This window comes from Sulfitobacter sp. L-8 (genome assembly GCF_056859255.1).
In genome coordinates this window covers 498,099-521,913 of sequence record NZ_JBSXOD010000056.1, presented here as the reverse complement: position 1 = coordinate 521,913, position 23,815 = coordinate 498,099, and the positions used below count along the sequence as shown (strand labels likewise).

25 protein-coding genes are annotated in these 23,815 nt (G+C 56.5%); 11 read left to right on the top strand and 14 right to left on the bottom strand.

Annotated elements, in window-relative coordinates; translation table 11 throughout:
• Positions 1-11 precede the first annotated feature (11 nt).
• The 3 genes from obgE (at position 12) to AC13DE_RS19205 (ending at position 3,499) form a co-directional block, all read left to right on the top strand.
• The gene (obgE, locus tag AC13DE_RS19215; protein ID WP_483048731.1) at positions 12-1,046 is read left to right on the top strand and encodes a GTPase ObgE; all 1,035 of its coding nucleotides are present in this window, start codon (positions 12-14) and stop codon (positions 1,044-1,046) included.
• Positions 1,034-2,143, top strand: a complete 1,110-nt coding sequence (gene proB, locus AC13DE_RS19210) for a glutamate 5-kinase (RefSeq protein ID WP_446297629.1) — start codon at positions 1,034-1,036, stop codon at positions 2,141-2,143. The genes obgE and proB overlap by 13 nt, the downstream gene beginning before the upstream one ends.
• A 78-nt stretch (positions 2,144-2,221) precedes the next feature.
• The gene (locus AC13DE_RS19205; protein ID WP_483048730.1) at positions 2,222-3,499 is read left to right on the top strand and encodes a glutamate-5-semialdehyde dehydrogenase; all 1,278 of its coding nucleotides are present in this window, start codon (positions 2,222-2,224) and stop codon (positions 3,497-3,499) included.
• Between the two features lie 7 nt (positions 3,500-3,506).
• On the opposite strand, the gene AC13DE_RS19200 is transcribed toward AC13DE_RS19205, so the two are convergent.
• Entirely contained in the window at positions 3,507-4,103 is a 597-nt protein-coding gene (locus AC13DE_RS19200; RefSeq protein ID WP_483048729.1) for a histidine phosphotransferase family protein, read from the bottom strand.
• Positions 4,104-4,134: 31 nt separating this feature from the next.
• Between AC13DE_RS19200 and AC13DE_RS19195 the strand changes: the two genes are divergently transcribed.
• The 5 genes from AC13DE_RS19195 to tsf all read left to right on the top strand — a co-directional run bounded on the left by AC13DE_RS19195 (position 4,135) and on the right by tsf (position 8,139).
• Positions 4,135-4,338 (top strand): DUF3553 domain-containing protein, encoded by a 204-nt coding sequence (locus tag AC13DE_RS19195; RefSeq protein ID WP_446297632.1) that lies wholly within the window; start codon positions 4,135-4,137, stop codon positions 4,336-4,338.
• Positions 4,339-4,453: 115 nt separating this feature from the next.
• Positions 4,454-5,218: an L-ornithine N(alpha)-acyltransferase gene (gene olsB, locus AC13DE_RS19190; RefSeq protein ID WP_483048728.1), complete on the top strand. Its 765-nt coding sequence runs from the start codon at positions 4,454-4,456 to the stop codon at positions 5,216-5,218.
• On the top strand, positions 5,215-6,051 hold the full coding sequence (gene olsA / locus AC13DE_RS19185) for a lyso-ornithine lipid O-acyltransferase (RefSeq protein WP_446313618.1): 837 nt from the start codon (positions 5,215-5,217) through the stop codon (positions 6,049-6,051). The genes olsB and olsA overlap by 4 nt, the downstream gene beginning before the upstream one ends.
• Before the next feature lie 222 nt (positions 6,052-6,273).
• Complete coding sequence (gene rpsB / locus AC13DE_RS19180; protein ID WP_446297635.1) at positions 6,274-7,143, top strand: 30S ribosomal protein S2; 870 nt, start codon at positions 6,274-6,276, stop codon at positions 7,141-7,143.
• A gap of 120 nt (positions 7,144-7,263) precedes the next feature.
• Positions 7,264-8,139 (top strand): translation elongation factor Ts, encoded by an 876-nt coding sequence (gene tsf, locus AC13DE_RS19175; RefSeq protein WP_446305998.1) that lies wholly within the window; start codon positions 7,264-7,266, stop codon positions 8,137-8,139.
• A gap of 89 nt (positions 8,140-8,228) precedes the next feature.
• Here the strand turns inward: tsf and aroQ are convergent, their stop codons facing one another.
• The 12 genes from aroQ to AC13DE_RS19115 all read right to left on the bottom strand — a co-directional run bounded on the left by aroQ (position 8,229) and on the right by AC13DE_RS19115 (position 18,891).
• Entirely contained in the window at positions 8,229-8,666 is a 438-nt protein-coding gene (aroQ, locus tag AC13DE_RS19170; protein WP_483048727.1) for a type II 3-dehydroquinate dehydratase, read from the bottom strand.
• A gap of 60 nt (positions 8,667-8,726) precedes the next feature.
• On the bottom strand, positions 8,727-9,128 hold the full coding sequence (locus tag AC13DE_RS19165) for a rhodanese-like domain-containing protein (RefSeq protein ID WP_446295302.1): 402 nt from the start codon (positions 9,126-9,128) through the stop codon (positions 8,727-8,729).
• Between the two features lie 307 nt (positions 9,129-9,435).
• Positions 9,436-10,125: a phosphate regulon transcriptional regulator PhoB gene (phoB, locus tag AC13DE_RS19160; RefSeq protein WP_446295304.1), complete on the bottom strand. Its 690-nt coding sequence runs from the start codon at positions 10,123-10,125 to the stop codon at positions 9,436-9,438.
• A gap of 5 nt (positions 10,126-10,130) precedes the next feature.
• The gene (gene phoU / locus AC13DE_RS19155; protein ID WP_446295306.1) at positions 10,131-10,838 is read right to left on the bottom strand and encodes a phosphate signaling complex protein PhoU; all 708 of its coding nucleotides are present in this window, start codon (positions 10,836-10,838) and stop codon (positions 10,131-10,133) included.
• Between the two features lie 5 nt (positions 10,839-10,843).
• On the bottom strand, positions 10,844-11,641 hold the full coding sequence (pstB, locus tag AC13DE_RS19150) for a phosphate ABC transporter ATP-binding protein PstB (protein WP_446295308.1): 798 nt from the start codon (positions 11,639-11,641) through the stop codon (positions 10,844-10,846).
• A 17-nt stretch (positions 11,642-11,658) separates the two neighbouring features.
• Positions 11,659-12,999, bottom strand: coding sequence for a phosphate ABC transporter permease PstA (gene pstA / locus AC13DE_RS19145; RefSeq protein ID WP_446295310.1), 1,341 nt, complete (start codon positions 12,997-12,999; stop codon positions 11,659-11,661).
• Positions 12,996-14,495 carry a phosphate ABC transporter permease subunit PstC gene (gene pstC, locus AC13DE_RS19140; RefSeq protein ID WP_483048726.1) on the bottom strand — a complete coding sequence of 500 codons (1,500 nt, stop codon included), beginning with the start codon at positions 14,493-14,495 and terminating at the stop codon, positions 12,996-12,998. The genes pstA and pstC overlap by 4 nt, the downstream gene beginning before the upstream one ends.
• Before the next feature lie 103 nt (positions 14,496-14,598).
• Positions 14,599-15,639, bottom strand: a complete 1,041-nt coding sequence (locus AC13DE_RS19135) for a substrate-binding domain-containing protein (protein WP_446295313.1) — start codon at positions 15,637-15,639, stop codon at positions 14,599-14,601.
• 151 nt (positions 15,640-15,790) lie between these two features.
• Positions 15,791-16,834: a sensor histidine kinase gene (locus AC13DE_RS19130; protein WP_446313622.1), complete on the bottom strand. Its 1,044-nt coding sequence runs from the start codon at positions 16,832-16,834 to the stop codon at positions 15,791-15,793.
• A gap of 3 nt (positions 16,835-16,837) precedes the next feature.
• Complete coding sequence (locus AC13DE_RS19125; protein WP_483048725.1) at positions 16,838-17,359, bottom strand: gamma carbonic anhydrase family protein; 522 nt, start codon at positions 17,357-17,359, stop codon at positions 16,838-16,840.
• Complete coding sequence (gene gmk / locus AC13DE_RS19120) at positions 17,356-17,997, bottom strand: guanylate kinase (RefSeq protein ID WP_446295319.1); 642 nt, start codon at positions 17,995-17,997, stop codon at positions 17,356-17,358. The genes AC13DE_RS19125 and gmk overlap by 4 nt, the downstream gene beginning before the upstream one ends.
• A 3-nt stretch (positions 17,998-18,000) precedes the next feature.
• Complete coding sequence (locus AC13DE_RS19115; RefSeq protein ID WP_483048724.1) at positions 18,001-18,891, bottom strand: YicC/YloC family endoribonuclease; 891 nt, start codon at positions 18,889-18,891, stop codon at positions 18,001-18,003.
• Between the two features lie 314 nt (positions 18,892-19,205).
• Here AC13DE_RS19115 and AC13DE_RS19110 point away from each other — a divergent pair, with 314 nt between their 5' ends.
• Positions 19,206-19,841, top strand: a complete 636-nt coding sequence (locus AC13DE_RS19110; RefSeq protein WP_446295323.1) for a PAS domain-containing protein — start codon at positions 19,206-19,208, stop codon at positions 19,839-19,841.
• A 66-nt stretch (positions 19,842-19,907) separates the two neighbouring features.
• On the opposite strand, the gene AC13DE_RS19105 is transcribed toward AC13DE_RS19110, so the two are convergent.
• Positions 19,908-21,278 carry a class II 3-deoxy-7-phosphoheptulonate synthase gene (locus tag AC13DE_RS19105; protein ID WP_446313624.1) on the bottom strand — a complete coding sequence of 457 codons (1,371 nt, stop codon included), beginning with the start codon at positions 21,276-21,278 and terminating at the stop codon, positions 19,908-19,910.
• A gap of 201 nt (positions 21,279-21,479) precedes the next feature.
• On the opposite strand from AC13DE_RS19105, the gene AC13DE_RS19100 reads away from it, so the two are divergent.
• Both AC13DE_RS19100 and AC13DE_RS19095 read left to right on the top strand, forming a co-directional pair.
• On the top strand, positions 21,480-22,484 hold the full coding sequence (locus AC13DE_RS19100) for a GlxA family transcriptional regulator (RefSeq protein ID WP_446297284.1): 1,005 nt from the start codon (positions 21,480-21,482) through the stop codon (positions 22,482-22,484).
• Positions 22,485-22,598: 114 nt separating this feature from the next.
• Positions 22,599-23,792, top strand: a complete 1,194-nt coding sequence (locus AC13DE_RS19095; RefSeq protein ID WP_446297285.1) for an ABC transporter substrate-binding protein — start codon at positions 22,599-22,601, stop codon at positions 23,790-23,792.
• Positions 23,793-23,815: the final 23 nt, after the last annotated feature.

The window sequence follows — 23,815 nt, the reverse complement described above, 5'->3', positions numbered from 1 at the left end:
AGGCTCCTGCAATGAAGTTTCTCGACCTGTGCAAAGTTTACATTCGCTCTGGCGCAGGCGGGGGCGGTTGTGTGTCATTCCGGCGCGAGAAATATATCGAATACGGGGGGCCCGACGGCGGTGACGGCGGAGGCGGCGGCTCCGTGTGGGCCGAAGCGGTGGATGGGCTCAACACCCTCATCGACTTTCGCTATCAGCAACATTTTTTTGCCAAGAACGGCCAGCCGGGCATGGGCAAGCAACGCACCGGCAAGGACGGCGACGACATTGTACTGCGCGTTCCGGTAGGCACTGAAATCCTTGACGAGGACCAGGAAACCGTAATTGCCGACATGACCGAACTAGGTCAACGCGTGGAACTGGCGCGCGGCGGCAATGGTGGCTGGGGTAACCTGCACTTCAAATCCGCCACCAACCAAGCTCCTCGCCGCGCCAACCCCGGACAGGAAGGCGTGGACCGTACCCTATGGTTGCGCCTGAAGCTGATCGCTGATGTCGGGTTGCTGGGGTTGCCAAACGCCGGGAAATCTACCTTTCTGGCGGCCACTTCCAATGCACGTCCGAAAATTGCCGATTACCCCTTTACCACGTTGCACCCCAATCTGGGCGTCGTGGGGGTCGACAACACCGAATTCGTCGTCGCCGATATTCCCGGTCTCATCGAAGGCGCATCCGAAGGGCGCGGTTTGGGTGACCTGTTTTTGGGTCATGTCGAACGCTGTGCCGTGTTGTTGCATCTCGTCGATGGCACGTCCGCGACGATTGCCGAAGACTACCAGACCATTATCACCGAACTCGAAGCCTATGGCGGGGAACTTGCCGGTAAACCGCGCATAACCGTTCTCAACAAAATTGATGCACTTGATGAAGAAGAACGCATAACAGCCCGTGATTGCTTGATAAACGCGTGCGGTTGCGACGTGATGATGATGTCCGGCGTCGCCCGTGAAGGTGTGACAGAGGTGCTGCGCGCCCTCCGGGGGCAGATCGACGATGACCGCCTGAAATTTCGTGATACCGAGGAAGAGGCACCGTGGCAGCCCTGAGCGACGGCCAACGCATCGTTGTAAAAATCGGGTCCGCCTTGTTGGTGGATCGCGCAACCGGCTTGCTGCGTTCCGATTGGCTGCACTCGCTCGCGCAGGATGTGGCATGGCTCAAGGGGCAGGGCAAAGACGTGGTGCTGGTGTCCTCCGGCTCCATTGCTCTGGGCCGCGGAGTGCTTGGACTTCCCGCAACGCCGCTGGCGCTGGAACAATCGCAGGCGGCCGCTGCCGTCGGCCAGATACGTCTGGCCCGCGCATACGAAGAAGCACTTGAACCGCATGGCATTACCACCGCCCAGGTGCTGGTTACCCTGGAAGACAGCGCCGATCGCCGCCGCTATCTCAACAGCCGCGCGACGATGGAACAACTGTTGTCACTAGGCGCCGTACCGATCGTCAATGAAAACGACACCGTGGCGACCGATGAAATTCGTTTTGGTGACAATGACCGGCTCGCGGCCCAGATCGCGGTGACCGTGGGCGCGGACCGGTTGATCCTGCTTTCCGATGTAGACGGCTTCTATTCTGCCAATCCAAACGATGATCCCCTGGCGATCCGCTATGAAACCATCACCCTCATTACCCCCGACATCGAAGCACAGGCGGGTGACGCAGGCTCCGGCCTGTCGAAAGGTGGTATGAAGACCAAGCTCATGGCGGCCAAAACCGCCACCGCTGCGGGGTGCGCCATGGCCATCTCTCACGGGGCGACCAATCGGCCCTTGCACGCGCTGTCGATGGGGGCAAATGCCACCTGGTTTACCGCCCATTCCGATCCCCAGACCGCCCGCAAGCAATGGATCGCCTCGATAAAACCCCGTGGCAGCGTCACTCTTGATGCCGGGGCTGTGGCCGCCATGTCCAAAGGCAAGTCTTTGCTCCCCGCCGGGGTCATCTCCGTCCATGGTCCCTTTGGCCGGGGGGACAGCATTGCCCTCCTTACCCCACAGGGTCACCCGATCGGCTACGGGCTTACCCGATATACCTCCGCCGAAGCCGAAATTATAAAAGGCCACCAAACCTCTGATATCGAAGCCCTTTTAGGCTCACCTGGCCGCGCCGCACTCATACACCGTGACGATCTAGCGCTTTCCTGACTTCCAAATGGTTTAAAATCCTCGCCGAAGGCGTTAGGTAGTGACCAACCCGAAATTATAAAAAGCAGTAATTAGGCTATGACACTGGATATGACACAAACCGACAACATTCCTGCGTTGATGGCAGATATCGGCACCCGGGCGAAATCTGCCAGTGCCACCTTGGGTTTTGCCAGCGCTGAGCAGAAACAAAAAGCGCTTGAGAACGCGGCCCAAGCCATATGGGACGACCGCGAGAATATCCTTTCCGCCAATGAAAAAGATATGACCTATGCGCGCGAAAAAGGGCTGTCCGATGCGATGATGGACAGGCTTGCGCTCGATCTCGACCGTATCCAGGCTATCACTGACAGCCTGCGCAGCATTGCCGCGCAGGATGACCCGGTCGGGCAGGTCTTGACCGAGTGGGATCAACCTTCAGGGCTGAACATACAACGTGTCCGCACCCCTCTTGGTGTGGTCGGGGTCATCTATGAATCGCGGCCCAACGTCACCGCCGATGCCGGTGCCCTCTGTCTCAAGGCCGGAAATGCGGTGATCCTGCGTGGCGGCTCCGAAAGCTTTCATTCATCGCGTGCGATCCATGCGGCCTTGCAGCGCGGTCTTGACTCCGCGGATTTACCCGTCGATGCGATCCAGCTCGTGCCGACTCGTGATCGGGCGGCCGTCAGCGCGATGTTGTCGATGACCGATACCATTGACGTCATCGTGCCGCGCGGCGGCAAAGGGTTGGTCGGGCTGGTGCAACGCGAGGCGCGCGTGCCGGTGTTTGCCCACCTCGAAGGGATCGTGCACATTTACATTGACGAAAACGCCGATCCTGAAAAAGTGTTGAAGGTCGTGTTGAATGCCAAAACCCGGCGCACGGGTATTTGTGGTTCCGCCGAGTGCCTGCTGATCCACGAAAATGTCGCGCGCACCATGGGCAAGGGCGTGATCAAGGCTCTGATGGACGCCGGCGTCGAAGTGCGCGCCGACCAGACTTTGTCGGAAATCGAAGGGACGGTCCCCGCAACCGACGATGACTGGGGGCACGAGTATCTGGAAATGATAATCGCGGCCAAAACAGTGCCCGATATCGATGGCGCGATCGCGCATATCCGCCAATACGGGTCCAATCACACCGATTGCATCATCACCGAAGATAACGCAGCGGCGACGAAATTCATGACGCAGCTGGATTCGGCGATATTGATGCATAATGCGTCAACCCAGTTCGCGGACGGCGGTGAATTCGGCATGGGAGCCGAGATCGGTATCGCCACGGGCAAGATGCATGCACGTGGACCGGTCGGTGCCGAACAGCTGACCAGCTTTAAATACCTCGTGCGCGGCGAAGGGACCGTTCGTGGTTAGGCGGCGATTAGAACGTAAGCTTGATGTCGGTTTCATCCGCTGATGATTTGATTTTGCGACCGGCGTCATGGGCAAAACCGGGCAGAAGCCCGAATTGAACGTGCCTGGGCTCCAGAGATCCTGTTCTGGGGCCGCCCCCTAACAACTGCCACAAATCAGGATCGATCAGCAGTTTTTCAGCGGTGCCCACGAATTGCCAGTTCGCGCCGTCTTTGCTGACCGTGATATTGCCGCCGTATGGCATGCCGGTCTCAAGGCAAAGCACTGCCAGAAAAGCCAACCTTATATCCTGGCGGGGCTGGGGTTCTGCTACATCCCATGTGACCTGCATGCGTCCTTGCGCATACAGATCGGTCAAGATCGACACAATTTCAGCGCGGCCAATCAACTGCTCCCCGGCAACGCCGAACGCGATGCGAAACAATCGTATGCGAGCGCTGGCGTTATTCACACTCTGAGCAATGAGCTCCATTTCCTGGCTCATTACATTGCCGCTCATCGCGACCAGTTCCAGGCCATTGTTGATCGCACCAATCGGCGATATCAGGTCATGGCAAACACGGCTTCCGATAAGCGCGGCGAGGTCGTTTTCTGAATCGGCCATCAATCAATCTTTCGCTGTAAAGGATACGTCCATGGATGATCTCAATGCCATTCTTACACCCGGTATGCTTGTGCGTCACCCTCAACATCCCGATTGGGGTGTGGGACAGGTCCAAAGTAACATAGGCGGAAAACTGACGGTGAACTTTCGCAATCAGGGTAAGATGGTGATCGACAGCTACCGCGTCGGCTTAACGCCTGTCTTTGATGACCGGTCATCGTTAGCAAATGATTAAGATAGGAATTTGTCCGGTGTTATCTGCCCTGTATCCGCCGTTAAGCAAGGATTGCGCTGGAACACACAAGTGCATATTTAACGACCCGGACACGTGAAGGAAATACCAACCGCCCATGACACTTGTGAAATCGGCAGCGTACCAAGTCCGGCTTGCACGCACTTCGGAAGATTTGCGTGCGGCGCAACGGCTGCGCTATGACGTTTTCATCACCGAATTGGGTGGCAGCGGACCGTTGGTGGACCACGCACACAAGCTCGAGATCGACAAATTTGACGATTTCGTCGATCATTTGTTGCTGATTGACACAAAGACCGGTCAAACAGTTGGTGTATACCGATTATTGCGCCGCGATATGGCCGACCGGGCAGGGGGCTTCTATTCTGAAAATGAATACGATCTCAGCAAACTGAAGTCTTCCGGGTGCCCGATCCTCGAACTGGGGCGATCCTGTCTGCACCCCGCCTATCGCGGCGGTACGGCGATGCATCAACTGTGGTCCGGGCTTGCCGCATATGTCGCTCTTCACAAAATCGAAATCCTGTTTGGGGTGGCAAGCTTTCACGGTACCGTTATCAACACGTTGGCGCAGCCACTGTCGATGCTGCATCACCATCACCTTGCCCCGCCGGAGTTTCGGGTCACTGCGTTGCCGGAAGCGTATCAAAATATGAACCTGATCGAAGAAACCTCACTGGATCGGCGCAGCGCGATGATACAGATTCCCAGTTTGATAAAGGCATACCTTAGGCTTGGCGGATTCGTCGGGGATGGTGCGTTCATTGACCATGATTTCAACACCACCGATGTCTGTGTGATGCTGGACATTTCCTGCTTGAGCGAACGAAAATGGAAGATGTTTGGCGGGGATACCAGATGAGCACTGCATGGGACAGTACCGAACCACCGGTTCAGTTGCAGATCAGACCGTTGGGCTGGGGGCTGGCGGTGGTGAGGGCCCTGATGTTGGCCCTGTTGGTTTTCGGCGGGTTGATCTTGTTGCTTTTGATCCGCCTGATCGAACGCCCGATTTATGGTCAAAGCCGCCCTGTCACACCCTATATCACGCAAGGCGTTTGCCGGGGGGCTTTTGTGATCATGGGGTTGAAACATATCATAAAAGGTGAGCCCATGCGCTTCAGAGGCGCGGTGGTGGCCAACCATACCAGTTGGCTGGACATTTTCACGCTTAACGCGGCGCAGCGGATTTATTTCGTGTCTAAATCCGAAGTCGAAAGCTGGCCGGGTATCGGCTGGCTGGCCCGTGCCACCGGAACCTTGTTCATCGAACGCAACCCCATCCGGGCCCGAGAGCAAACGGTGGTTTTCCAGAAAAGACTTTTGAAAGGACAGCGGCTGCTGTTTTTCCCCGAAGGCACCAGCACCGACGGACGACAGGTGCTGCCTTTCAAGACGACATTGTTCCAGTCATTTTTTGCCGACGCACTGCGCGATGCCATCTGGATACAACCTGTGACCATATCCTATACCGCCCCCCTAGGGGCCGACCCTCGGTTTTATGGATGGTGGGGTGATATGACCTTTGGTGTGCACCTGTTGAAGACGCTCTCGGTCTATCGCCAAGGCAGCGTTATCGCGCATTATCACCCTCCGCTGAAGGTCAGCGATTTCCCGAACCGCAAAGAGCTCGCGCTGGCATGTGAAAGACAGGTGAGATCGAGCCATCAGTCCACCGACACCCCGGTTTCGTAGCCTGGGCATGCCGGACACGTCGCTCGCGCCCTGAATTTGCGCAGTTCATTGCCTGACATCAACTTACGCCTTGCGCACCACCGGCCTGTATCCTATATGCGCGGGACTTAAACCCGCAGTCGGGGTTGGGCCTTTGGGGGAAAAATCCCTGAATGTCCGCCGGTTGGTCCGCATACGCGGATCGAGACCCCCGACGAGGCAAAACCGGAAAGGTATAGAGACATGGCTCTTCCTGAGTTCTCCATGCGCCAATTGCTTGAAGCAGGCGTACACTTTGGCCACCAGACGCAGCGCTGGAACCCACGCATGGGTCCGTTCATCTACGGCGCGCGTAACGGCATCCACATCATGGACCTGACACAGACTGTTCCAATGCTGGACCAGGCACTGCAAGTCATCCGTGACACCGTCGCCAAGGGCGGCAGCATTCTTTTCGTTGGTACCAAGCGTCAGGCTGCCCAGCCGATCGCCGATGCCGCCGAAAAATGCGCACAGTATTACATGAACCACCGCTGGTTGGGTGGCACATTGACCAACTGGCAGACTGTTTCCAAGTCGATCCAGCGTCTGAAATCCATCGACGAACAGTCCGAGCGTGGCTTTGCCGGCCTGACCAAGAAAGAGCGTCTTGGCATGGAACGTGACCAAGCGAAGCTGGAAGCATCGCTGGGTGGTATCCGTGAAATGGGCGGTCGCCCTGACCTGATCTTCGTCATCGACGTGAAAAAAGAAGCGCTGGCCGTGGCCGAAGCGAACAAGCTGGGCATCCCGGTTATCGCCGTCGTCGACACCAACTGCTCCCCCGATGGCATCGACTATATCATCCCCGGCAACGATGACGCGGCACGCGCCATTGGACTGTATTGCGACCTGGCAGCACGCGCCGCGCTTGACGGTATGTCTGCGCAGCTGGGTGCAGCCGGCGTTGATATCGGCGCGATGGAAGAAGCGCCCGAAGAAGAAGCCCTGATCGACGGTGGCGTCGAAGTCGGCAATGCGTCGGAAGAGACCGTATCGAACGACGCAATGAGCAAGGACGCGGTTCTGGATATCGAATCCAAAAAAGAAACCGTCGCCGAAGCCAAGTCGTAATCGACTGAATATAAGCGGGCAGGGGTTAGCTCCTGCCTGCCCTGAAAATTCACATGATTGAGACATCGGAGCAGGATTTCCTGCCCCTTCTTTCATTCCCATTCAAGGAGAACCAAAGCGATGGCAATTACAGCATCCATGGTCAAAGAACTGCGCGACACAACCGGTGCGGGCATGATGGACGCCAAAAAGGCGCTGACAGAAACAGATGGCGACATGGAAGCAGCCGTCGATTGGCTGCGGACCAAAGGTTTGGCAAAAGCTGCCAAGAAATCCGGCCGTACCGCTGCCGAAGGTCTGGTCGCGGTTAAGGTCGAAGGCGGCCACGGTGTTGCTGTCGAAGTGAACTCGGAAACCGACTTCGTTGGCAAAAACGCCGACTTCCAGAAAATGGTTGCTGGTATTGCGAATGCGGCTGTGTCCGTTTCGGATATCGACGCGCTGAACGCGGCTGAAATTGGCGGCAAGCCTGTATCCACCGTTATCACAGACGCGATCGCCACCATCGGCGAAAACATGTCGGTACGCCGCATGCAATCCATCGACGGCGATCTGGTGGTTTCCTACGTGCACAACGCAGCCGCACCTGACATGGGCAAAATCGGCGTTCTGGTCGCAATGACCGGCGGTGACGAAACACTTGGCAAGCAGATTGCGATGCACATCGCGGCTGTTAACCCTGCGTCATTGTCCGAGGATGATCTGGACCCGGCTGTTGTTGAAAAAGAAAAGCAGGTTCAGATGGACATCGCTCGCGAGTCCGGCAAACCTGAAGCTGTTATCGAAAAGATGATTTCCGGCCGTATGCAAAAGTACATGTCCGAAGTGACGTTGCTGAACCAGGCGTTTGTGGTGAACCCTGATGTGACCGTGGGTGCCGCGGCCAAGGAAGCCGGCGCGACAATCACCGGTTTCGTCCGGTTGGAAGTCGGCGAAGGCATTGAAGTCGTCAAGGAAGATTTCGCAGCCGAAGTTGCAAAAGCCGCAAAAGGCTAAGCTGTCACACAGCAGATAAGACAAAGGGCGAGGGCGCATCAGTACCTTCGCCTTTTTTTCGTTTAAAATCAAATTATAACATGCTAATCCTAAGCTTTCAGATGAGCTTTGAGCGCATCCAACGCCATCAGATACCCTTGCGCGCCGAACCCGCAGATTTGACCCAGAGCCACAGGCGCGATGTAGGAACGATGCCGAAATTCCTCGCGCGCGTGGATGTTGCTCAGGTGTACTTCGACGACCGTAAGCTCGACTGAGGCAATTGCATCCATCAATGCAATCGACGTATGTGTATAGGCGCCGGCATTCAGCACGATCCCGGCATGTTTGCCTTTGGCCGCGTGGATCAGATCGATCAATGCGCCTTCGTGGTTGGACTGCTCAAACGCGACATCAAACCCCAGCGTCTTTGCTTTTTCGCGGCACAGCGCCTCGACATCGGCCAAGGTTGTCTTGCCGTAGACATCAGGCTGGCGCGTGCCCAGCAGGTTCAGGTTCGGACCGTTCAGGATCAGAATGGATGTCATAGCGGTGGCCTTGTTGTTGCTTTTTGGTGGCTCAGACGTAACACAGGCGTTCCAGCAAGTTTAGTCTTTCTTTTCAGGGAATTCGACCGGACCGCCGTGCTTTTCCCATGTCGAGAACCCTTCACGCAGATGCGCCGCATCGAACCCCATGTCCTGCAAGGTTCCCGTGGTGATCGCCGACCGCCAGCCAGAAGCGCAATGGAACACAAATTTCTTGTCCTGACCGAAGATCTCTTTGAAGTACGGGCTGTCGGGGTCGACCCAGAATTCGATCATGCCGCGCGGTGCGTGAAAGCTTCCAGGAATATAGCCGCTGCGCTGACGTTCGCGAATGTCGCGCAAATCGACGATAACGACATCGGGGTCGTTCATCATATTTATCAGCTCAGGGGCGTCAATCTCGGTAATTCGCGCCCGGGCAGCGCGCACCATGTCCGCTGATGAAACTCTAAGTCCGGCCATAGAGATGTCCTTTAATTAAATTCCGGGTGAACCAGTCGGGGAAACCGGCGTAACGCTTGCCTTGATTATGGCATCGACGGAAGGCGCGTAAAGAAAAACATGGCGAAACCCGACGCGGTGCACGTCGTGCATGGTTAAATTTTGTATATTCAGTATGATACCGAACGTTCATCATCCATAAGATGAGATAGGGCCAGCTAACTTTAAGCCACTTTAATTACATAATACTGATTATAGGATTAAGTATACAAAGTGTCCGGAAAGAAGTTTCCCCTGAAATACTGTTATATTTCAGCCAATAATACGGCTATCCTAATGCATAACCTGCACCGCGCACGGTTCTTATCGGGTCGTCCCCGCCATAGATCGTCAACGCCTTTCGCAGCCTTGCGATGTGAACATCGACGGTGCGTGTATCCACATAGATGTCGCGCCCCCAGACGTGGTCCAACAGCTGATCACGGCTGAACACGCGGCCAGGACGTTCCAGCAAGGTCACCAGCAATCGATATTCGGTTGGGCCAAGCTTGAGTTCATTTTCAGCACGGTTGACCCTGTGGCGTTCAGTATCCAGCGTGATGTCACCAAAGCTGAGCGCGGCACCGGCCGATGCCGGACGGACGCGACGCAACTGGGTTCGGACGCGCGCCATAAGTTCGCGCATCGAATATGGCTTCACCACATAGTCATCAGCACCGGTTTCAAGGCCGCGTACGGTGTCGACCTCTTCGGACCGCGCCGATAGCATGATCACCGGTATGTGCCGCGTGTCATCGCGGGTTTTAAGCTGCCGGCACACTTCTATCCCGCTTAACAGCGGCATCATCCAGTCAAGAATAACAAGGTCTGGCAGTGCCTCGGCGACCAGCAGCATTGCTTCTTCGCCATTCTCGGCGCGGCGCACATCGAACCCTTCGGATTCAAGGTTATACGCCAGAACTTCGCGCTGCGCAGGTTCATCTTCCACCAGGAGGATTTGGGGTTGTGACGCTGACATGGGCCTTAGACCTTCAGGTTGGTCGACGTATCATCGGCTTTGGGCCGATCCTCATCGGGCTGGGTTCCGGTAACAAGATAGACTACCTGTTCGGCGATGGACGTAACCAGATCGCCCATACGCTCAACGTTTTTGGCGATGAAATGCAGATGCATGCACGATGTGATGTTGCGGGGATCTTCCATCATGAACGTCAGGAATTCGCGAAACAGCGCATTATACATCTGGTCGACATCTTCATCGCGCGCGATGACATCCATGGCCAGGGTCGCATCACGCTGCACATAGGAGTCAAGCGCATCCTTCAGCATGATCTCGACGGTTTTGCACATGCGCCGGATGGCTCCTGCGCTGTCCGCCACCGGCGGCAACTGCGCCAGAACCGAATTGCGCTTGGCCATGTTTTTTGCATAATCGCCAATACGTTCCAGGCTGGCGCTGATCTTGATCACGCTCAAGATCAACCGTAAATCTACGGCTGTAGGTGCCCGCAAGGCGATAATACGGGCGGCTCGTTCGTTGATAAGCTCTTCCAGGGCATCGATGGGCTTGTCCCCTGCCCGCACCTGATTGGCCAATTCTTCATCGCGGGTCTCAAGCGACTGCGCCGCAAGACGGATGGCGTCTTCGACCATGCCGCCCATTTTCATGATTTGGGCCTGAACGCTTTCCAGGTCTCGGTCAAAAGCAGAAGCAATATGTTGTTCTTGCATGATATTTATCCAATCCGGCCAGTGATATAGCTTTCGGTTCTAGGGTCCTCCGGAGACGTGAAGATTTTATCGGTTTCTCCGTATTCCACGAGGTGCCCAAGGTGGAAAAACGCGGTTTTCTGACTGACCCGTGCAGCCTGCTGCATCGAATGGGTCACGATGACCACCGAATAATCCTGTCGTAGCTCATCGATCAGCTCCTCGACCTGCGCCGTCGCGATCGGGTCAAGCGCCGAACACGGCTCGTCCATCAACAGAACTTCGGGTTCGGTCGCGATGGCACGGGCAATGCAAAGACGCTGCTGCTGCCCCCCCGACAGGCCGGTACCGGGCGCAAGAAGCCGGTCCTTGACTTCGTTCCAGATCGCGGCTCGTTTAAGGGCGCGCTCGACGATCTCGTCCAGGTCGGCCTTGTTTCGGGCCAGCCCGTGGATCCGGGGCCCATAGGCCACGTTATCGTAGATCGATTTCGGAAACGGGTTCGGCTTTTGAAATACCATGCCAACCTTGGCGCGAAGCTGTACCGGATCGACGTTACTGTCGTAGATGTCTTCGCCGTCAATCAGAATGTCGCCTTGTACAGAACTGATCGCAATCGTGTCGTTCATCCGATTGATACAGCGCAGGAAAGTCGATTTTCCGCACCCTGACGGGCCGATAAAGGCAGTTACGGTCTTGTCCAGGATATCAACCGACACGTCCTTGATCGCATGGTTATCGCCATAGTACACCTGCACGTTGCGAGCCGCGATTTTGATCTTGTTTGACATTACGTCGGTCTCCGAAATTACGTTATCTTTCATTGCCTTGCCTTCCGCTCTTACCAGCGTCGTTCAAAACGACGGCGTAACAGGACGGCGATCGCATTCATCGTTACCAAGAAGACCAGCAAAATGATGATACCACCCCAGGCTCTTTCGTAAAATGCTGGGTCGGCACGTTTAGCCCATTCATAGATCTGTGCAGGCATTGCAGAATTGGGCGCAAGCAAGCCTGAAGCGATGCTATCAGGCGGGTTCGACGCGATAAAGCCGACCATGCCGATCAGAAGCAACGGTGCCGTTTCCCCCAAGGCCTGCGCCAGACCGATGATGGTACCGGTCAGAATGCCCGGTGCGGCCAGAGGCAACACATGGTGAAACACCGATTGCATCTTGGACGCGCCTACCCCCAGTGCAGCATCGCGGATCGACGGCGGCACCGATTTCAGCGATGCGCGGGTCGAAATGATGATTGTCGGCAAGGTCATGAGCGTCAGCACCAGCCCGCCCACCAGAGGAGCCGAGTTTGGCAAATGCATGTAATTGATGAACACCGCGAGCCCCAGGATGCCGAAAACAATCGACGGGACCGCCGCGAGGTTGGCTATGTTGACTTCGATGATATCGGTAAGCAGATTTTTGGGTGCGAATTCCTCAAGATAGATCGAAGCAGCAACCCCGATCGGAAGCGCAAGTATCAACACCACCAACATCATGAACAAGGACCCGATCATCGCGACCCCCATGCCAGCGGCTTCGGGGCGGGCGTCAGATGCGTCTGCCCCGGTGATGAACGAAAGGTTGAACTGCGTTTGCAACGCACCCGCAGCGTGCAGCGCGTCTACCAGATCAAGCTGTGCGGCATTGATATTCTTGTCGTTGGCAATGCTTTCGCGGCTGACGCGCCCCTTCATGTACCCGTCGACCCGGCTGTTGGTCAAAAACTTGAACTCCACAGAGGTGCCGATCAGGTCAGGGTTGGCCAGCACAAAATCGCGCAGCTGTGCAGCTGCATCCTTTGACAGGATGTCGGCCATTGCCTTTGGCTTCAGCTCGGTCTGGATCCCTAGCGTCGCAACTTTGGCTTCAAGTGCCGCCGACATCAACGGCGCATAACCGAAGGTCGAAACCTTCTTGATGTCCTCGATATTGCGGTCGCCTTTCTTGTCCAGCTTTGCTTCTAGCAACTGCACATCCAGCGTGAGAAAGGTCTGCTGAAACGCACCGGTACCACGACCGACAATCGTCACGAGCAAAATCGCCAACATGAGCAACCCGATGGCAATGGCGACGATGCCATACATCTTGAAACGCTTTTCGGCCCGGTTGCGCTTGACGGTGCGTGCGTCTTGCTGAAGCAACGACCGCTGTGGCTGGGTATGGTCTGGCAAATCAGTCATTCATACTGCTCCCGGTATTTGCGCACGATATACAGCGCCAGTACGTTCAGCCCCAAGGTCAGAACGAACAACGTCAGCCCAAGCGCGAAAGCCACCAGCGTTTCGGGGCTGGCAAAGTCGGTGTCGCCGGTAAGCTGGCTCACGATGCGCGTGGTGATGGTTGTCATCGCCTCAAGCGGATTGGCGGATATTCTGGCGATGGCCCCTGCCCCCAGCACGACGATCATGGTTTCGCCGATCGCACGGCTGGCGGCCAGCAAGACAGCACCGACAATACCCGGCAACGCAGCCGGCAAGACAACCTGACGGATGGTTTCGCTATGGGTGGCCCCAAGCCCGAAAGACCCGTCACGCAAGGACTGAGGCACCGCATTGATAATGTCATCGCTCAGCGAGGAGACAAACGGAATCAACATGATCCCCATGACCAACCCGGCGGTCAGTACGGATGTTGCGCCGCTCATCCAGTCCACGCCCAATATGCCGTTTTCCCCGCGTCCAAACAGATTGACCAAAAACGGGCCCACCGTCAGAAGGGCGAACAGACCATAGACGATGGTCGGGATACCGGCGAGTATTTCGAGCAACGGTTTGGCAAAGGCGCGGACCTTGCCATTGGCGTATTCGGATAGGTAAATTGCGGCAAATAACCCGATGGGAACCGCAACCAGCAGTGCGATCAACGAAATATACAGGGTGCCCCACAGCAATGGCAGGATCGACAGCTCACTGTCACCCCGGAAATTCGGAGCCCAGGTGGTGCCCAGGAAAAAGTCCTGCCATGGGTGGAGCTTGAAGAAGTTGATCGTTTCAAACAGCATCGACAGGACGATCCCCACAGTCGTCAGGATCGCCAGCGAAGCCGCGGCAATCAGCATGGACAGCAAGAACCGTTCGACCATGTTCCGCGCGCGGAATTTTTCTGTTGTTACGCGAAAAGCAAACAGTAACCCGGCCATTGCGATGGTGCTGACAATGGCAATCATCAGCAGCCGGCCCGTACCCTGCATGCTGCGGTATCGCTGTGCTGCCGCCAGAACCTCGGGGCTGACGTCTGACCCAAGCGCCACGCCGCTTTCTGCCAGCAATGCGCGCACGTCAGTGTCGTTTGACGACAGGTTGCGCGCCCGGTCGGCATCGATGGCCCCGGCTTGAACCGCCGCGTCCAGCCCGTTGGCAACGCGGGTCACGTCGCTCATGACCAAGCTGACCGAAGACCCTTCGGCGATCGCGCTTTGTGGGATCATTTCGATCACAGCGTTCTGGATCACAACAGGTTGGATCAGCAGCCAGGCCACCAGCACGAACAATGACGGAATCGCCGTAAACAAGGCCGCGTTGTAGCCATAATAATTCGGGAGGGAATGCAGCTTGCGGGAATCTCCGCCCACCGAAGCCATTGCACGGCTGCGCACCATTCCGAAGGCCACCAGCGTCAGCGCCAACAGCACGAGCACCAAAACCGTGGTCGGTGCCACATTCAGAAAGTAGCTCATGCAAAGCCCCCAGGTCGTGATCCAAACGCGGACCCGTCATTGCTTGATATCAGACAAAAAACGACCCGGAGAGGTTAAAGTCTCTCCGGGTAGAATGAAAGGTTTAGGAATCGCTACCCATGACGACTTCGTCAGCGACAATAGCTTGGGTCTTTGCCAGTTCGGGATCGGATACCAACCCGTATTCTGCCAACGGACCATCAGGCCCCGCGATTTCGTCGGCGACGAAAAATTCAGCGTATTCTTTCAAGCCCGGAATAACGCCGATATGCGCTTTCTTGACATAGAAGAACAACGGGCGGGACACAGGGTAATCACCTGCTGAAATGGTTTCGACAGAGGGTTCTACGCCACCCATTGTCGCCACTTGCAGCTTGTCTGTGTTGTTCTCATAGAACGCCAGACCGAACACGCCGATGCCGTCCTTGTTGCTTTCGATGCGGGCCAGCGTTTCGGTATAGTCACCGTCGATGTCCACGGACACACCGTCTGTGCGCAGCGCGATACAGGCTTTTTCCGCAGCTTTTTTATCGTCACCGTTGGCGGCCTTGAAAACCTCAAAGTCACCGGTGGCTTCACAGCCAGCCAAAATCACCTTGTCTTCAAACACTTCACGTGTGCCGTGCTTGGTACCGGGAATATAAGCCTGGATCGGCTGGTCGGGGAAGTTCGCGTTGACGTCAGACCAGTTTTTGTTGGGGTTCGCGACGATCTTGCCATCAACCACCACTTCCGAGGACAGGGCTTTGTACCAGTCTTCCGGGGTGAATTCGAAGGTGTTACCGTTGATATCCGAGGCGAAAACGATACCGTCATAGCCGATCTGGACTTCGATGATGTCGGTCACACCATTGGCTGCGCACACCTCGACTTCGGAGCTTTTGATCTTGCGAGAAGCATTTGCAATGTCGATCGTATTCTCGCCTACACCTTCGCAAAACCGCTTGAGACCCGCGGAAGAGCCGCCCGATTCTACAACCGGCGTGGGGAAGTCAAAATTTTCGCCAAAGGCCTCGGCAACGATGGACGCATAGGGCAGCACTGTGGACGAACCAGCGATCTGGACCTGATCCCGCGCGGCAGCCGCGGTTGCGGATAAAGCCGCGATAGCGAACGCGGAAGTGGTGAATTTAACGAGCGACATGATGTCTCCTGTCAGCTTAGAATTTCTGACCACCCCCATGGTGATCTGGCCGCACCAATATTTAGATGACACTTAGCTTTTGTGACACTCGTGTTACAGTTTCATGACAGACGGGGAAATTTCAACGTTCATCTGTCATAAATATAGCAACTTACGTCATATCCATCGGTAAAATTACAATGAACTTCGCGCCCTGCCCCAGACTGCTGCTGATTTTCAGCCGTCCGCGATGCCGGTTCAATATATGTTTTACGATGGCCAACCCCAATCCGGTGCCCCCCAACGCCCGGCTGCGATGGCTATCGGCGCGGTAGAATCGTTCGGTCAGGCGCGGCAGGTGGATGGGGTCGATGCCCGGCCCGTGATCGCGCACGGTAACCTGTACCGCAGGGCCGCGCAAAGACGGGTCGCGCAGGGTTTGCTCGACTTGGATTTCCACTTTTTTGCCTTTGCCGCCATACTTTATCGCGTTTTCGATCAGATTGGTGAATACCTGCAAAAGCTGATCGGTGTCGCCCAGCAACGGCATCGGGTCGTCACCCATCAGCAGGACCAGCGTGACATTCGCCTCGTCTGCCAGCGGATTCAGGTTGCGCAGCGTCGATTGCAGGACATAGCGCAAATCAACCTTGTCGGTAGGGCGCACCCGTTCATCGGATTCAACCCGTGACAGTGACAAGAGATCGCCGACCAACCGGTTCATCCGCTCGGCCTCACCGGTCATGATACCAAGAAACCTGTCGCGCGCGGCGGCATCATCGCGCGCGGGGCCGCGCAGGGTTTCGATGAAACCCATCAAGGCCGTCAGCGGTGTTCGCAGTTCGTGGCTGACATTGGCCACAAAATCGCGGCGCATCTGACTTGCATTGGCCAACTGGGTAATGTCCTGGAAGCTGAGCAGAACATAGTCCATTCCCGAGACCTTGCGCACATGTACACGATAGGTCGTATCGTTGCCGCCGTCGTTGGCCAGGTACTGCGCCTCGCGGGGGGTGCTGTCTTGTTGACACTGTTCCACCGCATCCACCACCGCCGGCTGACGCAGCACGTTGATGTAATGACGGTCTATCGCAGTGCTGCCCAGCAGGGCTTGGGCTTCGGTATTCATCGCTACAATGCGTTCGGCCCGGTTTACCGCCAAGGTCGGCAGCGGCAGTGCTGCAAGAAGATCAGGCAGATGAGGACGTAACACCACCAGTCAGACTGGCGCGAGGTCTTGGCGAAACCGCCGGGCGTTTTCCTGATAGTGTCGCGCACTGGCCGTCAGCCCGGCTATCGCTGCTGCATCCAGTTCCCGCACGACCTTGCCCGGCGCACCCATCACCAACGATCCATCCGGAATCACCTTGTTTTCGGTGATCAGGGCCCCGGCCCCAATCAGACAATTCTTGCCGATCTTGGCACCGTTCAGCACTGTGGCACCCATTCCGACAAGCGAATTGTCCCCGATCGTGCAGCCATGCAGCATGACCTTGTGCCCGATGGTGCAGTTTTCACCAATCGTCAGCGGGCATCCGGGATCGGTGTGGAAAACCGAATTTTCTTGAACGTTGCTGCCTTTTCCGACGTGAATTCTTTCGTTGTCGCCGCGAAGTGTTGCGCCGAACCACACGGATGTACCCGCCTCGAGCACGACGTTACCGATCACATTGGCATCAGGCGCAACCCATGCGTCAGGATCCACGTCGGGACGAATGTCGGCCAAAGCGTATAGGGTCATTTGGTATCCTCGAATTCAGATTGCAATGCGCGCACATGATCCACCAGTTTCGGCTGCTGGGAAAGCCGCAATCGTTCCGCGGTGATGATCGCCTTCAAACGCGCTTCGGTGTCGACAAGATCGTCATTAACAAGCACATAATCATAACCGTCCCAGTGGCTGATCTCGTCCCAGCTTTTCTCCATCCGCAAGGCAATTGTATCGTGATCATCCTGGCCGCGGGTTTCGAGACGACGGCGCAGTTCGCGGATTGACGGCGGCAAGATGAAGATCGACAGCACATGCTGCTTGAGAGATGAGTTGCTGATTTGCTGGGCACCCTGCCAGTCGACATCAAACAAAACATCGCGTCCGTTATCTATCGCCTTTTGCACCGGCCCCTTTGGTGATCCGTAATAGTTGTTGAAAACCCGCGCATGTTCCAGCATTTCGCCTTCGTTGACGTATTTGCGGAATTCATCTTCGGAGACGAAATAGTAATCTTTTGCATCCGTTTCCCCGACCCTGGGTTTACGGGTCGTCGCCGATACCGAAAATTGCAATGATGCATCCCAGTCGCGCAGTTTGCGTGCCAAGGTTGACTTGCCCGCACCGGACGGTGAGCTCAGAATGATCAATAGGCCGCGACGCTCGCTCATGTCTTACTCCACGTTCTGCACTTGTTCGCGCATCTGGTCGATTATTGCTTTCAATGCCAGCCCGATCTGGGTCAGATCCGTGTCTTGTGCCTTGCTGCACAAGGTATTGGCTTCGCGGTTGAATTCTTGCATCAGGAAATCGAGCTTTCGCCCCACGGGCCCGCCGTGATGCAGCAGTTCACGCGCGGCATTGATATGGGCGTGCAACCGGTCTATTTCCTCGGTCACGTCCGATTTCACGGCGATGATCGCCAGTTCTTGTGCCAGACGGTTTTCATCTACGCCGTCACTGTTATCAAGAACCCGTGCAAGATTGCGCTTTAGGATGCGCGCCATCTCGTCTTTGCGTTGCGCGGCCACCAGCTTGGCGCGACCGGTCAATTCCTCGATTTCTGTCAGTTGCGACCGCAAGACCTGATCCAACGCCGCGCCCTCGTTGACCCGCATAGAATTGAAATCCGCCAATATTCTTGCAAAATCCTCCTGCAACGCGGCACTTAGCGCAGGCACATCATCCACCTGCGGCGCTTGTTCCAACACGCCGCGCATGGTGACGATATCGGTGGCTTTTGACGGCGCGAGCGATACACCGGCATCCATTGCCCGGGCTTCGATCTCGTGCAGGGCGTCAAGAACGGCATCAAGCTGGACGGCGTTAACGCTTAGGGTTCCGGTACCTTCGTCGCGGGTCATCCTGAGATTGCAGGTCACGTTGCCGCGCACCAGTGCATCGCTCAGCTGCTTGCGCAACGCAATCTCGAGCCCGTCGATCCAGTCGGGCACACGCAGGCGCAGATCCAGCCCCTTGCCGTTGACAGCCCGTATTTCCCACGCCCAACTATGCGGTGTCAAAGCACCACTTCCCGAAGCGAAACCGGTCATCGATCGTATCATGGGTGGTCCTTGTCTGCTGGCACTGTTGCCCGCCTTAAAGGCCAAACTTTCTATCGGAGCAAGTCAAAAGCCTGAAGGTTCGGGAGGGTTCCCGCCTCTTGGATTAACCAACGCCTAAGATTTTCCGAAAAGTTTTAGCCGAAATTCGGCAAAACCGCCTATACCATTGTGCAACGTTGCCTCGGCCCGTCCCGTGGCTACCGCGCGAACGACATAGACCTGCGGGGATTTAACGCATTGCGTCTTCGCGCCACAAAGAGAATTAACCGCCACTTGATACGCCAAAGCAACCAAAACCACAGAATATTATTTCAATGACAGAAGATGTTTCAGACCCCGATCTCACCGTGTTGGCGCAAGTCCAGGCGTATTGGGAATCGTTGCGCGGAGAACAGATCATTCCCAAGCGGTCCCAGATCGACCCCAGAGGCCTGGAACCCGCATTGCACCACGCCTTCATCCTGGAACGCATCAAACCGGGGGTTGCACGATTGCGCGTCGCGGGTAGCCACCTGAACGAGTTGATGGGAATGGAAGTGCGCGGTATGGCGATCACCTCGTTCATTCAAATAGAAGCACGACAACGCTTTAATCTCATGATGGAAGAACTGTTCGAGACCCCTGCAATCGGAATGCTCGAACTTGGGAACCGCGAGGGCCAGATACAAGGACGCATGCTGCTCTTGCCGCTAAAAAGCGATATGGGCGACACCAGTCGGATGCTTGGTTGCCTCATGACCAAAGGCACCCCGCCGGGCAGTCCCTGCCGTTTTGACATGAGAAGCGCAAAGATCACCCCGCTTCGTTCGGGCGGCGCGTCGCTTCCCATGGATATGCCGCCGCCCGCCGTACGGCCTGTTCAGGGATTTGCGGAAAAGCCGCCGGTATTTGACAGTGACCCAAAACGACCGCGTCCGGGCTACCTGCGCCTGGTGGACCCCGAGAAATAAGCCCTACAAAAGGATCAACCGCGCAACCGATGGATTACGCGGTCGATTTGTAATGGGACCAAGGTGTCAGCCTGCCGCCTTGACTTGATGAGCTGCGCGCCGCGCTGATAGCTCTTCCGCGACCAAAAATGCCAGCTCAAGCGATTGGCTGGCATTCAAGCGGGGATCACAGGCGGTGTGGTACCGATCTGACAGATCCTCGTCCTGGACGGCACGGACACCACCGGTGCATTCAGTGACATCCTGGCCGGTCATCTCGAAATGGACACCGCCGGGCACAGTACCTTCGGCTGCGTGAACCGAAAAGAATTCCCGCACCTCGCGCAATACGGAATCGAAGGGCCGTGTCTTGTAGCCGCTCGAAGACTTGATGGTGTTGCCGTGCATCGCGTCGCAGGTCCATACCACGTTTGCGCCCTCTTCCTGCACGGTCTTGATCAGACGCGGCAGGTGTTCGCCCACGTTGCCCGCTCCAAACCGCGCGATCAGGGTCAGGCGACCCTCCTCGTTCTGGGGGTTCAGCGTTTTCATCAACTGCTTCAGGTCGTCGCTTGTCATGGTCGGGCCACACTTCAGGCCGATCGGGTTCTGGACACCGCGCGCGAATTCGACGTGCGCGCCATCGGGTTGGCGGGTACGGTCGCCGATCCAGATCATGTGGCCAGACCCCGCCAGCCATTTGCCGGTCTGGCTGTCCTGACGGCACAGCGCCTCTTCGTATTCCAGAAGAAGCGATTCATGGCTTGTATAATATTCAACCGATTGCAAGGTATGCGCGGTTTCGGCGGTCACACCGGCCGCCGCCATGAAATCAAGCGTGTCTGAAATGCGGTTCGCGATCTCGCGGTATTTCTCGGCCTTTTCGCTTTCGGTAAAGCCCAGGGTCCAGCCATGCACCTGATGCACATCCGCATAACCACCGGTCGAAAACGCACGGATCAGGTTCAGCGTCGCGGCGGCCTGAGTGTAGGCACGCAGCATTTTTTTGGGGTCCGGGATGCGGGCCTCGGCTGTGAATGCCAGTTCGTTGATGATGTCACCGCGGTAGCTGGGAAGCTCCACGCCACCGACAACTTCGGTGGGTGCCGAACGTGGCTTGGCAAACTGACCGGCCATCCGGCCCAGCTTGATGACCGGAACTTTGGCACCGTGGGTCAGCACGATCGCCATTTGCAGCATAACCTTGAACGTGTCGCGGATCATGTCGCTGCTGAACTGCTCGAAGCTTTCGGCGCAATCGCCGCCTTGAAGCAAAAACGCGTCGCCCCGGCCAGCCGCGGCCAGATGCTTTTTCAAACGGCGGGCTTCGCCTGCAAAAACCAACAATGGATACCGGGACAATTCAGCCTCGACGGCGCGCAGCGCGTCCTGATCAGGATAGTCGGGCATCTGGATCCGCGGTTTGTCGCGCCAGCTTGATTTTGTCCAATCGGTCATCATTTCTCTCCGAACTACGCAGCGCCCCATTGTCAGGCGCAAACATTTAGGTCTTTGGTATACAAAACCCTGTGCCGAGTGACCAGAACCGAAATTCACCCTATTGACCTTGATGCCGCCTCATGGGCAAGGTTTTCGGCAGGTTTTGAGGGGCAGCTTCCGCTATGCCCATTAACTCAAGTCAACCCGAAAGGCGACGAGATGTCAGACGCCCGCGCGGCTACACGTATCATTGCCAAAGATGAAAAGGCGCGTCTTTTCGTCTTTGTGCTGCTTGAAAACTTTACGATGCTCAGCTTTGCTTCGGCCGTGGAATGTTTACGGATCGCCAACCGTATGGCGGGGCGCAGCGTCTATGACTGGCGGTTGATCGGTGAAGGTGGCGGGCGGGTACGCTGTTCTGCGGGTGCGGAATTCACCCTCGACGGCGATCTGGATGAACTGCGTCGCGAAGATACATTGGTGGTGTGCAGCGGTATAGATGTACAGACCGCCACAACAAAGAAGCTTTTGGGGTGGCTGCGCCGCGAGGCCCGAAAGGGCATGATGGTGGGGGGGCTGTGTACTGCTGCATTCACCTTGGCCAAGGCCGGATTGCTGGACGGGAAGCGGGCGACGATCCATTGGGAAAACCAAGACAGCTTTTCCGAAGACTTTGAAGAAGTGAACCTGACCAAATCGGTGTTTGTGGTCGATGGCAACCGGATGACCACCGCTGGCGGGACATCTTCGATCGACCTGATGCTCAAGCTGATCGCCGATGATCTGGGCGAAGACCTTGCCAACGCGGTCGCAGATCAGTTGATCTACAGCTCGATCCGGACCGATCAGGATACCCAGCGGTTGTCGGTTCCGACGCGCATCGGTGTGCGACACCCCAAGTTGAGCCAGGTTATCCAGATGATGGAAGCCAACATCGAAGAACCGATCAGCCCGTCCTTTCTTGCACGTGATGTAGGTATGTCGACCCGGCAGCTCGAGCGGCTGTTCCGCCGCTATCTCAACCGCAGTCCCAAGCGCTATTACATGGAGTTGCGGCTTCAGAAAGCCAGAAACCTTTTGATGCAGACCGACATGAGCGTCATCAATGTCGCCCTTGCCTGCGGGTTTGCATCGCCTTCGCATTTTTCCAAATGCTATCGCGCCCATTATGACACGACCCCCTACCGCGAGCGTGGCTCGCACGCGACAAGACTGTCGATTTAAAGGCAGGTCGCGGTAGGCTCCCGGAGCGTGCCAATCTACAATTAGACTTTTCTTTTGGAAGTCCGCCGCATAGGCTTTGCGCTGAACATAACGTTCCAACACGGGAGATAATCAATGAAAAAGATGCTTATGGCCACAACGGCTGCGGCATTGCTTGCGACGAACGCATTTGCAGACGCTCACAGCAAAGAAGTGAAACTGGGCGTGGAGTTCGGCTTTACCGGTCCCATTGAATCGCTGACGGGCCCGATGGCCGCCGGTGCCGAAATGGCCATGAAAGAAGTTACCGACAGCGGCCTTTTGCTGGGTGGTGCCAAGGTGACGTCGATCCGCGCGGATTCCGGCTGTATTGATAATGGGCTCGCGGTATCGGGTGCCGAAAGGCTGATCTCCGAGGGGATCAACGGGCTGATTGGCGCAGATTGCTCTGGTGTGACAGGAGCGGTTTTGCAGAACGTCGCGATACCGAATGGCATGGTGATGATATCGCCTTCGGCAACATCCCCTGGTCTGTCGACGATGGACGACAACGACCTGTTCTTCCGCACCTCGCCGTCTGATGCGCGTGAGGGGGAAGTCATGGCAGAGATCCTCAAGGAACGCGGTGTGAAATCCATTGCGTTGACCTATACCAACAACGACTATGGCAAGGGTCTGGCCGATGCGATCGAAACCAGCTTCAAAGCCGTGGGCGGCGAGGTCACCATCGTGGCCGCGCATGAAGACGGCAAGGCAGATTATTCGGCCGAAGTCGGTGCACTGGCCTCTGCCGGTGGGGATATCCTGGTTGTCGCTGGCTACCTTGACCAGGGCGGCCCAGGTATCATCAATGCGGCTTTGGACACCGGTGCGTTCGATACCTTCGGACTGCCAGGCGGCATGATCGGTGACACTTTGCCCGACCGTATCGGCGACGATCTGAACGGATCTTACGGACAGATCGCAGGTTCCGAAGGTCAGGGCATCGACACTTTCTCGAAGATGGCGGAAGACGCGGGATTTAACGGCACGTCGCCCTACACCCCCGAATCCTATGACGCCGCAGCACTTTTCCTGCTGGCGATGCAGGCAGCCGATTCAATGGATCCGGCAAAATACGGCCCCAAGATCCTTGATGTCGCCAACGCCCCCGGAGAGAAAATCTATCCTGGTGAGCTCGCCAAAGCGCTCGAATTGATCGCGGCGGGCAAGGATGTCGACTATGTCGGTGCCTCCGCGGTCGAGCTGATCGGAGCCGGTGAATCCGCAGGGACCTACCGGATGATCGAGGTCAAAGACGGCAAGATCGAAACCATCGGTTTCAAATAAGTTCTTTAGATTACCACATCATT

Bases quoted from the DNA above. Each gene is read 5' to 3' on its own strand.
- AC13DE_RS19105 (WP_446313624.1), bottom strand. From the start codon at position 21,278: ATGACCGATTGGACAAAATCAAGCTGGCGCGACAAACCGCGGATCCAG.
- pstC (WP_483048726.1), bottom strand. From the start codon at position 14,495: ATGAGCTACTTTCTGAATGTGGCACCGACCACGGTTTTGGTGCTCGTG.
- AC13DE_RS19095 (WP_446297285.1), top strand. From the start codon at position 22,599: ATGAAAAAGATGCTTATGGCCACAACGGCTGCGGCATTGCTTGCGACG.
- AC13DE_RS19100 (WP_446297284.1), top strand. From the start codon at position 21,480: ATGTCAGACGCCCGCGCGGCTACACGTATCATTGCCAAAGATGAAAAG.
- obgE (WP_483048731.1), top strand. From the start codon at position 12: ATGAAGTTTCTCGACCTGTGCAAAGTTTACATTCGCTCTGGCGCAGGC.
- AC13DE_RS19165 (WP_446295302.1), bottom strand. From the start codon at position 9,128: ATGGCCGGACTTAGAGTTTCATCAGCGGACATGGTGCGCGCTGCCCGG.
- AC13DE_RS19125 (WP_483048725.1), bottom strand. From the start codon at position 17,359: ATGACCCTATACGCTTTGGCCGACATTCGTCCCGACGTGGATCCTGAC.
- phoU (WP_446295306.1), bottom strand. From the start codon at position 10,838: ATGCAAGAACAACATATTGCTTCTGCTTTTGACCGAGACCTGGAAAGC.
- olsB (WP_483048728.1), top strand. From the start codon at position 4,454: ATGACACTTGTGAAATCGGCAGCGTACCAAGTCCGGCTTGCACGCACT.
- aroQ (WP_483048727.1), bottom strand. From the start codon at position 8,666: ATGACATCCATTCTGATCCTGAACGGTCCGAACCTGAACCTGCTGGGC.
- gmk (WP_446295319.1), bottom strand. From the start codon at position 17,997: ATGAGCGAGCGTCGCGGCCTATTGATCATTCTGAGCTCACCGTCCGGT.
- rpsB (WP_446297635.1), top strand. From the start codon at position 6,274: ATGGCTCTTCCTGAGTTCTCCATGCGCCAATTGCTTGAAGCAGGCGTA.
- olsA (WP_446313618.1), top strand. From the start codon at position 5,215: ATGAGCACTGCATGGGACAGTACCGAACCACCGGTTCAGTTGCAGATC.
- tsf (WP_446305998.1), top strand. From the start codon at position 7,264: ATGGCAATTACAGCATCCATGGTCAAAGAACTGCGCGACACAACCGGT.
- pstA (WP_446295310.1), bottom strand. From the start codon at position 12,999: ATGACTGATTTGCCAGACCATACCCAGCCACAGCGGTCGTTGCTTCAG.
- AC13DE_RS19205 (WP_483048730.1), top strand. From the start codon at position 2,222: ATGACACTGGATATGACACAAACCGACAACATTCCTGCGTTGATGGCA.
- phoB (WP_446295304.1), bottom strand. From the start codon at position 10,125: ATGTCAGCGTCACAACCCCAAATCCTCCTGGTGGAAGATGAACCTGCG.
- AC13DE_RS19135 (WP_446295313.1), bottom strand. From the start codon at position 15,639: ATGTCGCTCGTTAAATTCACCACTTCCGCGTTCGCTATCGCGGCTTTA.
- AC13DE_RS19110 (WP_446295323.1), top strand. From the start codon at position 19,206: ATGACAGAAGATGTTTCAGACCCCGATCTCACCGTGTTGGCGCAAGTC.
- pstB (WP_446295308.1), bottom strand. From the start codon at position 11,641: ATGAAAGATAACGTAATTTCGGAGACCGACGTAATGTCAAACAAGATC.
- AC13DE_RS19200 (WP_483048729.1), bottom strand. From the start codon at position 4,103: ATGGCCGATTCAGAAAACGACCTCGCCGCGCTTATCGGAAGCCGTGTT.
- AC13DE_RS19115 (WP_483048724.1), bottom strand. From the start codon at position 18,891: ATGATACGATCGATGACCGGTTTCGCTTCGGGAAGTGGTGCTTTGACA.
- AC13DE_RS19195 (WP_446297632.1), top strand. From the start codon at position 4,135: ATGGATGATCTCAATGCCATTCTTACACCCGGTATGCTTGTGCGTCAC.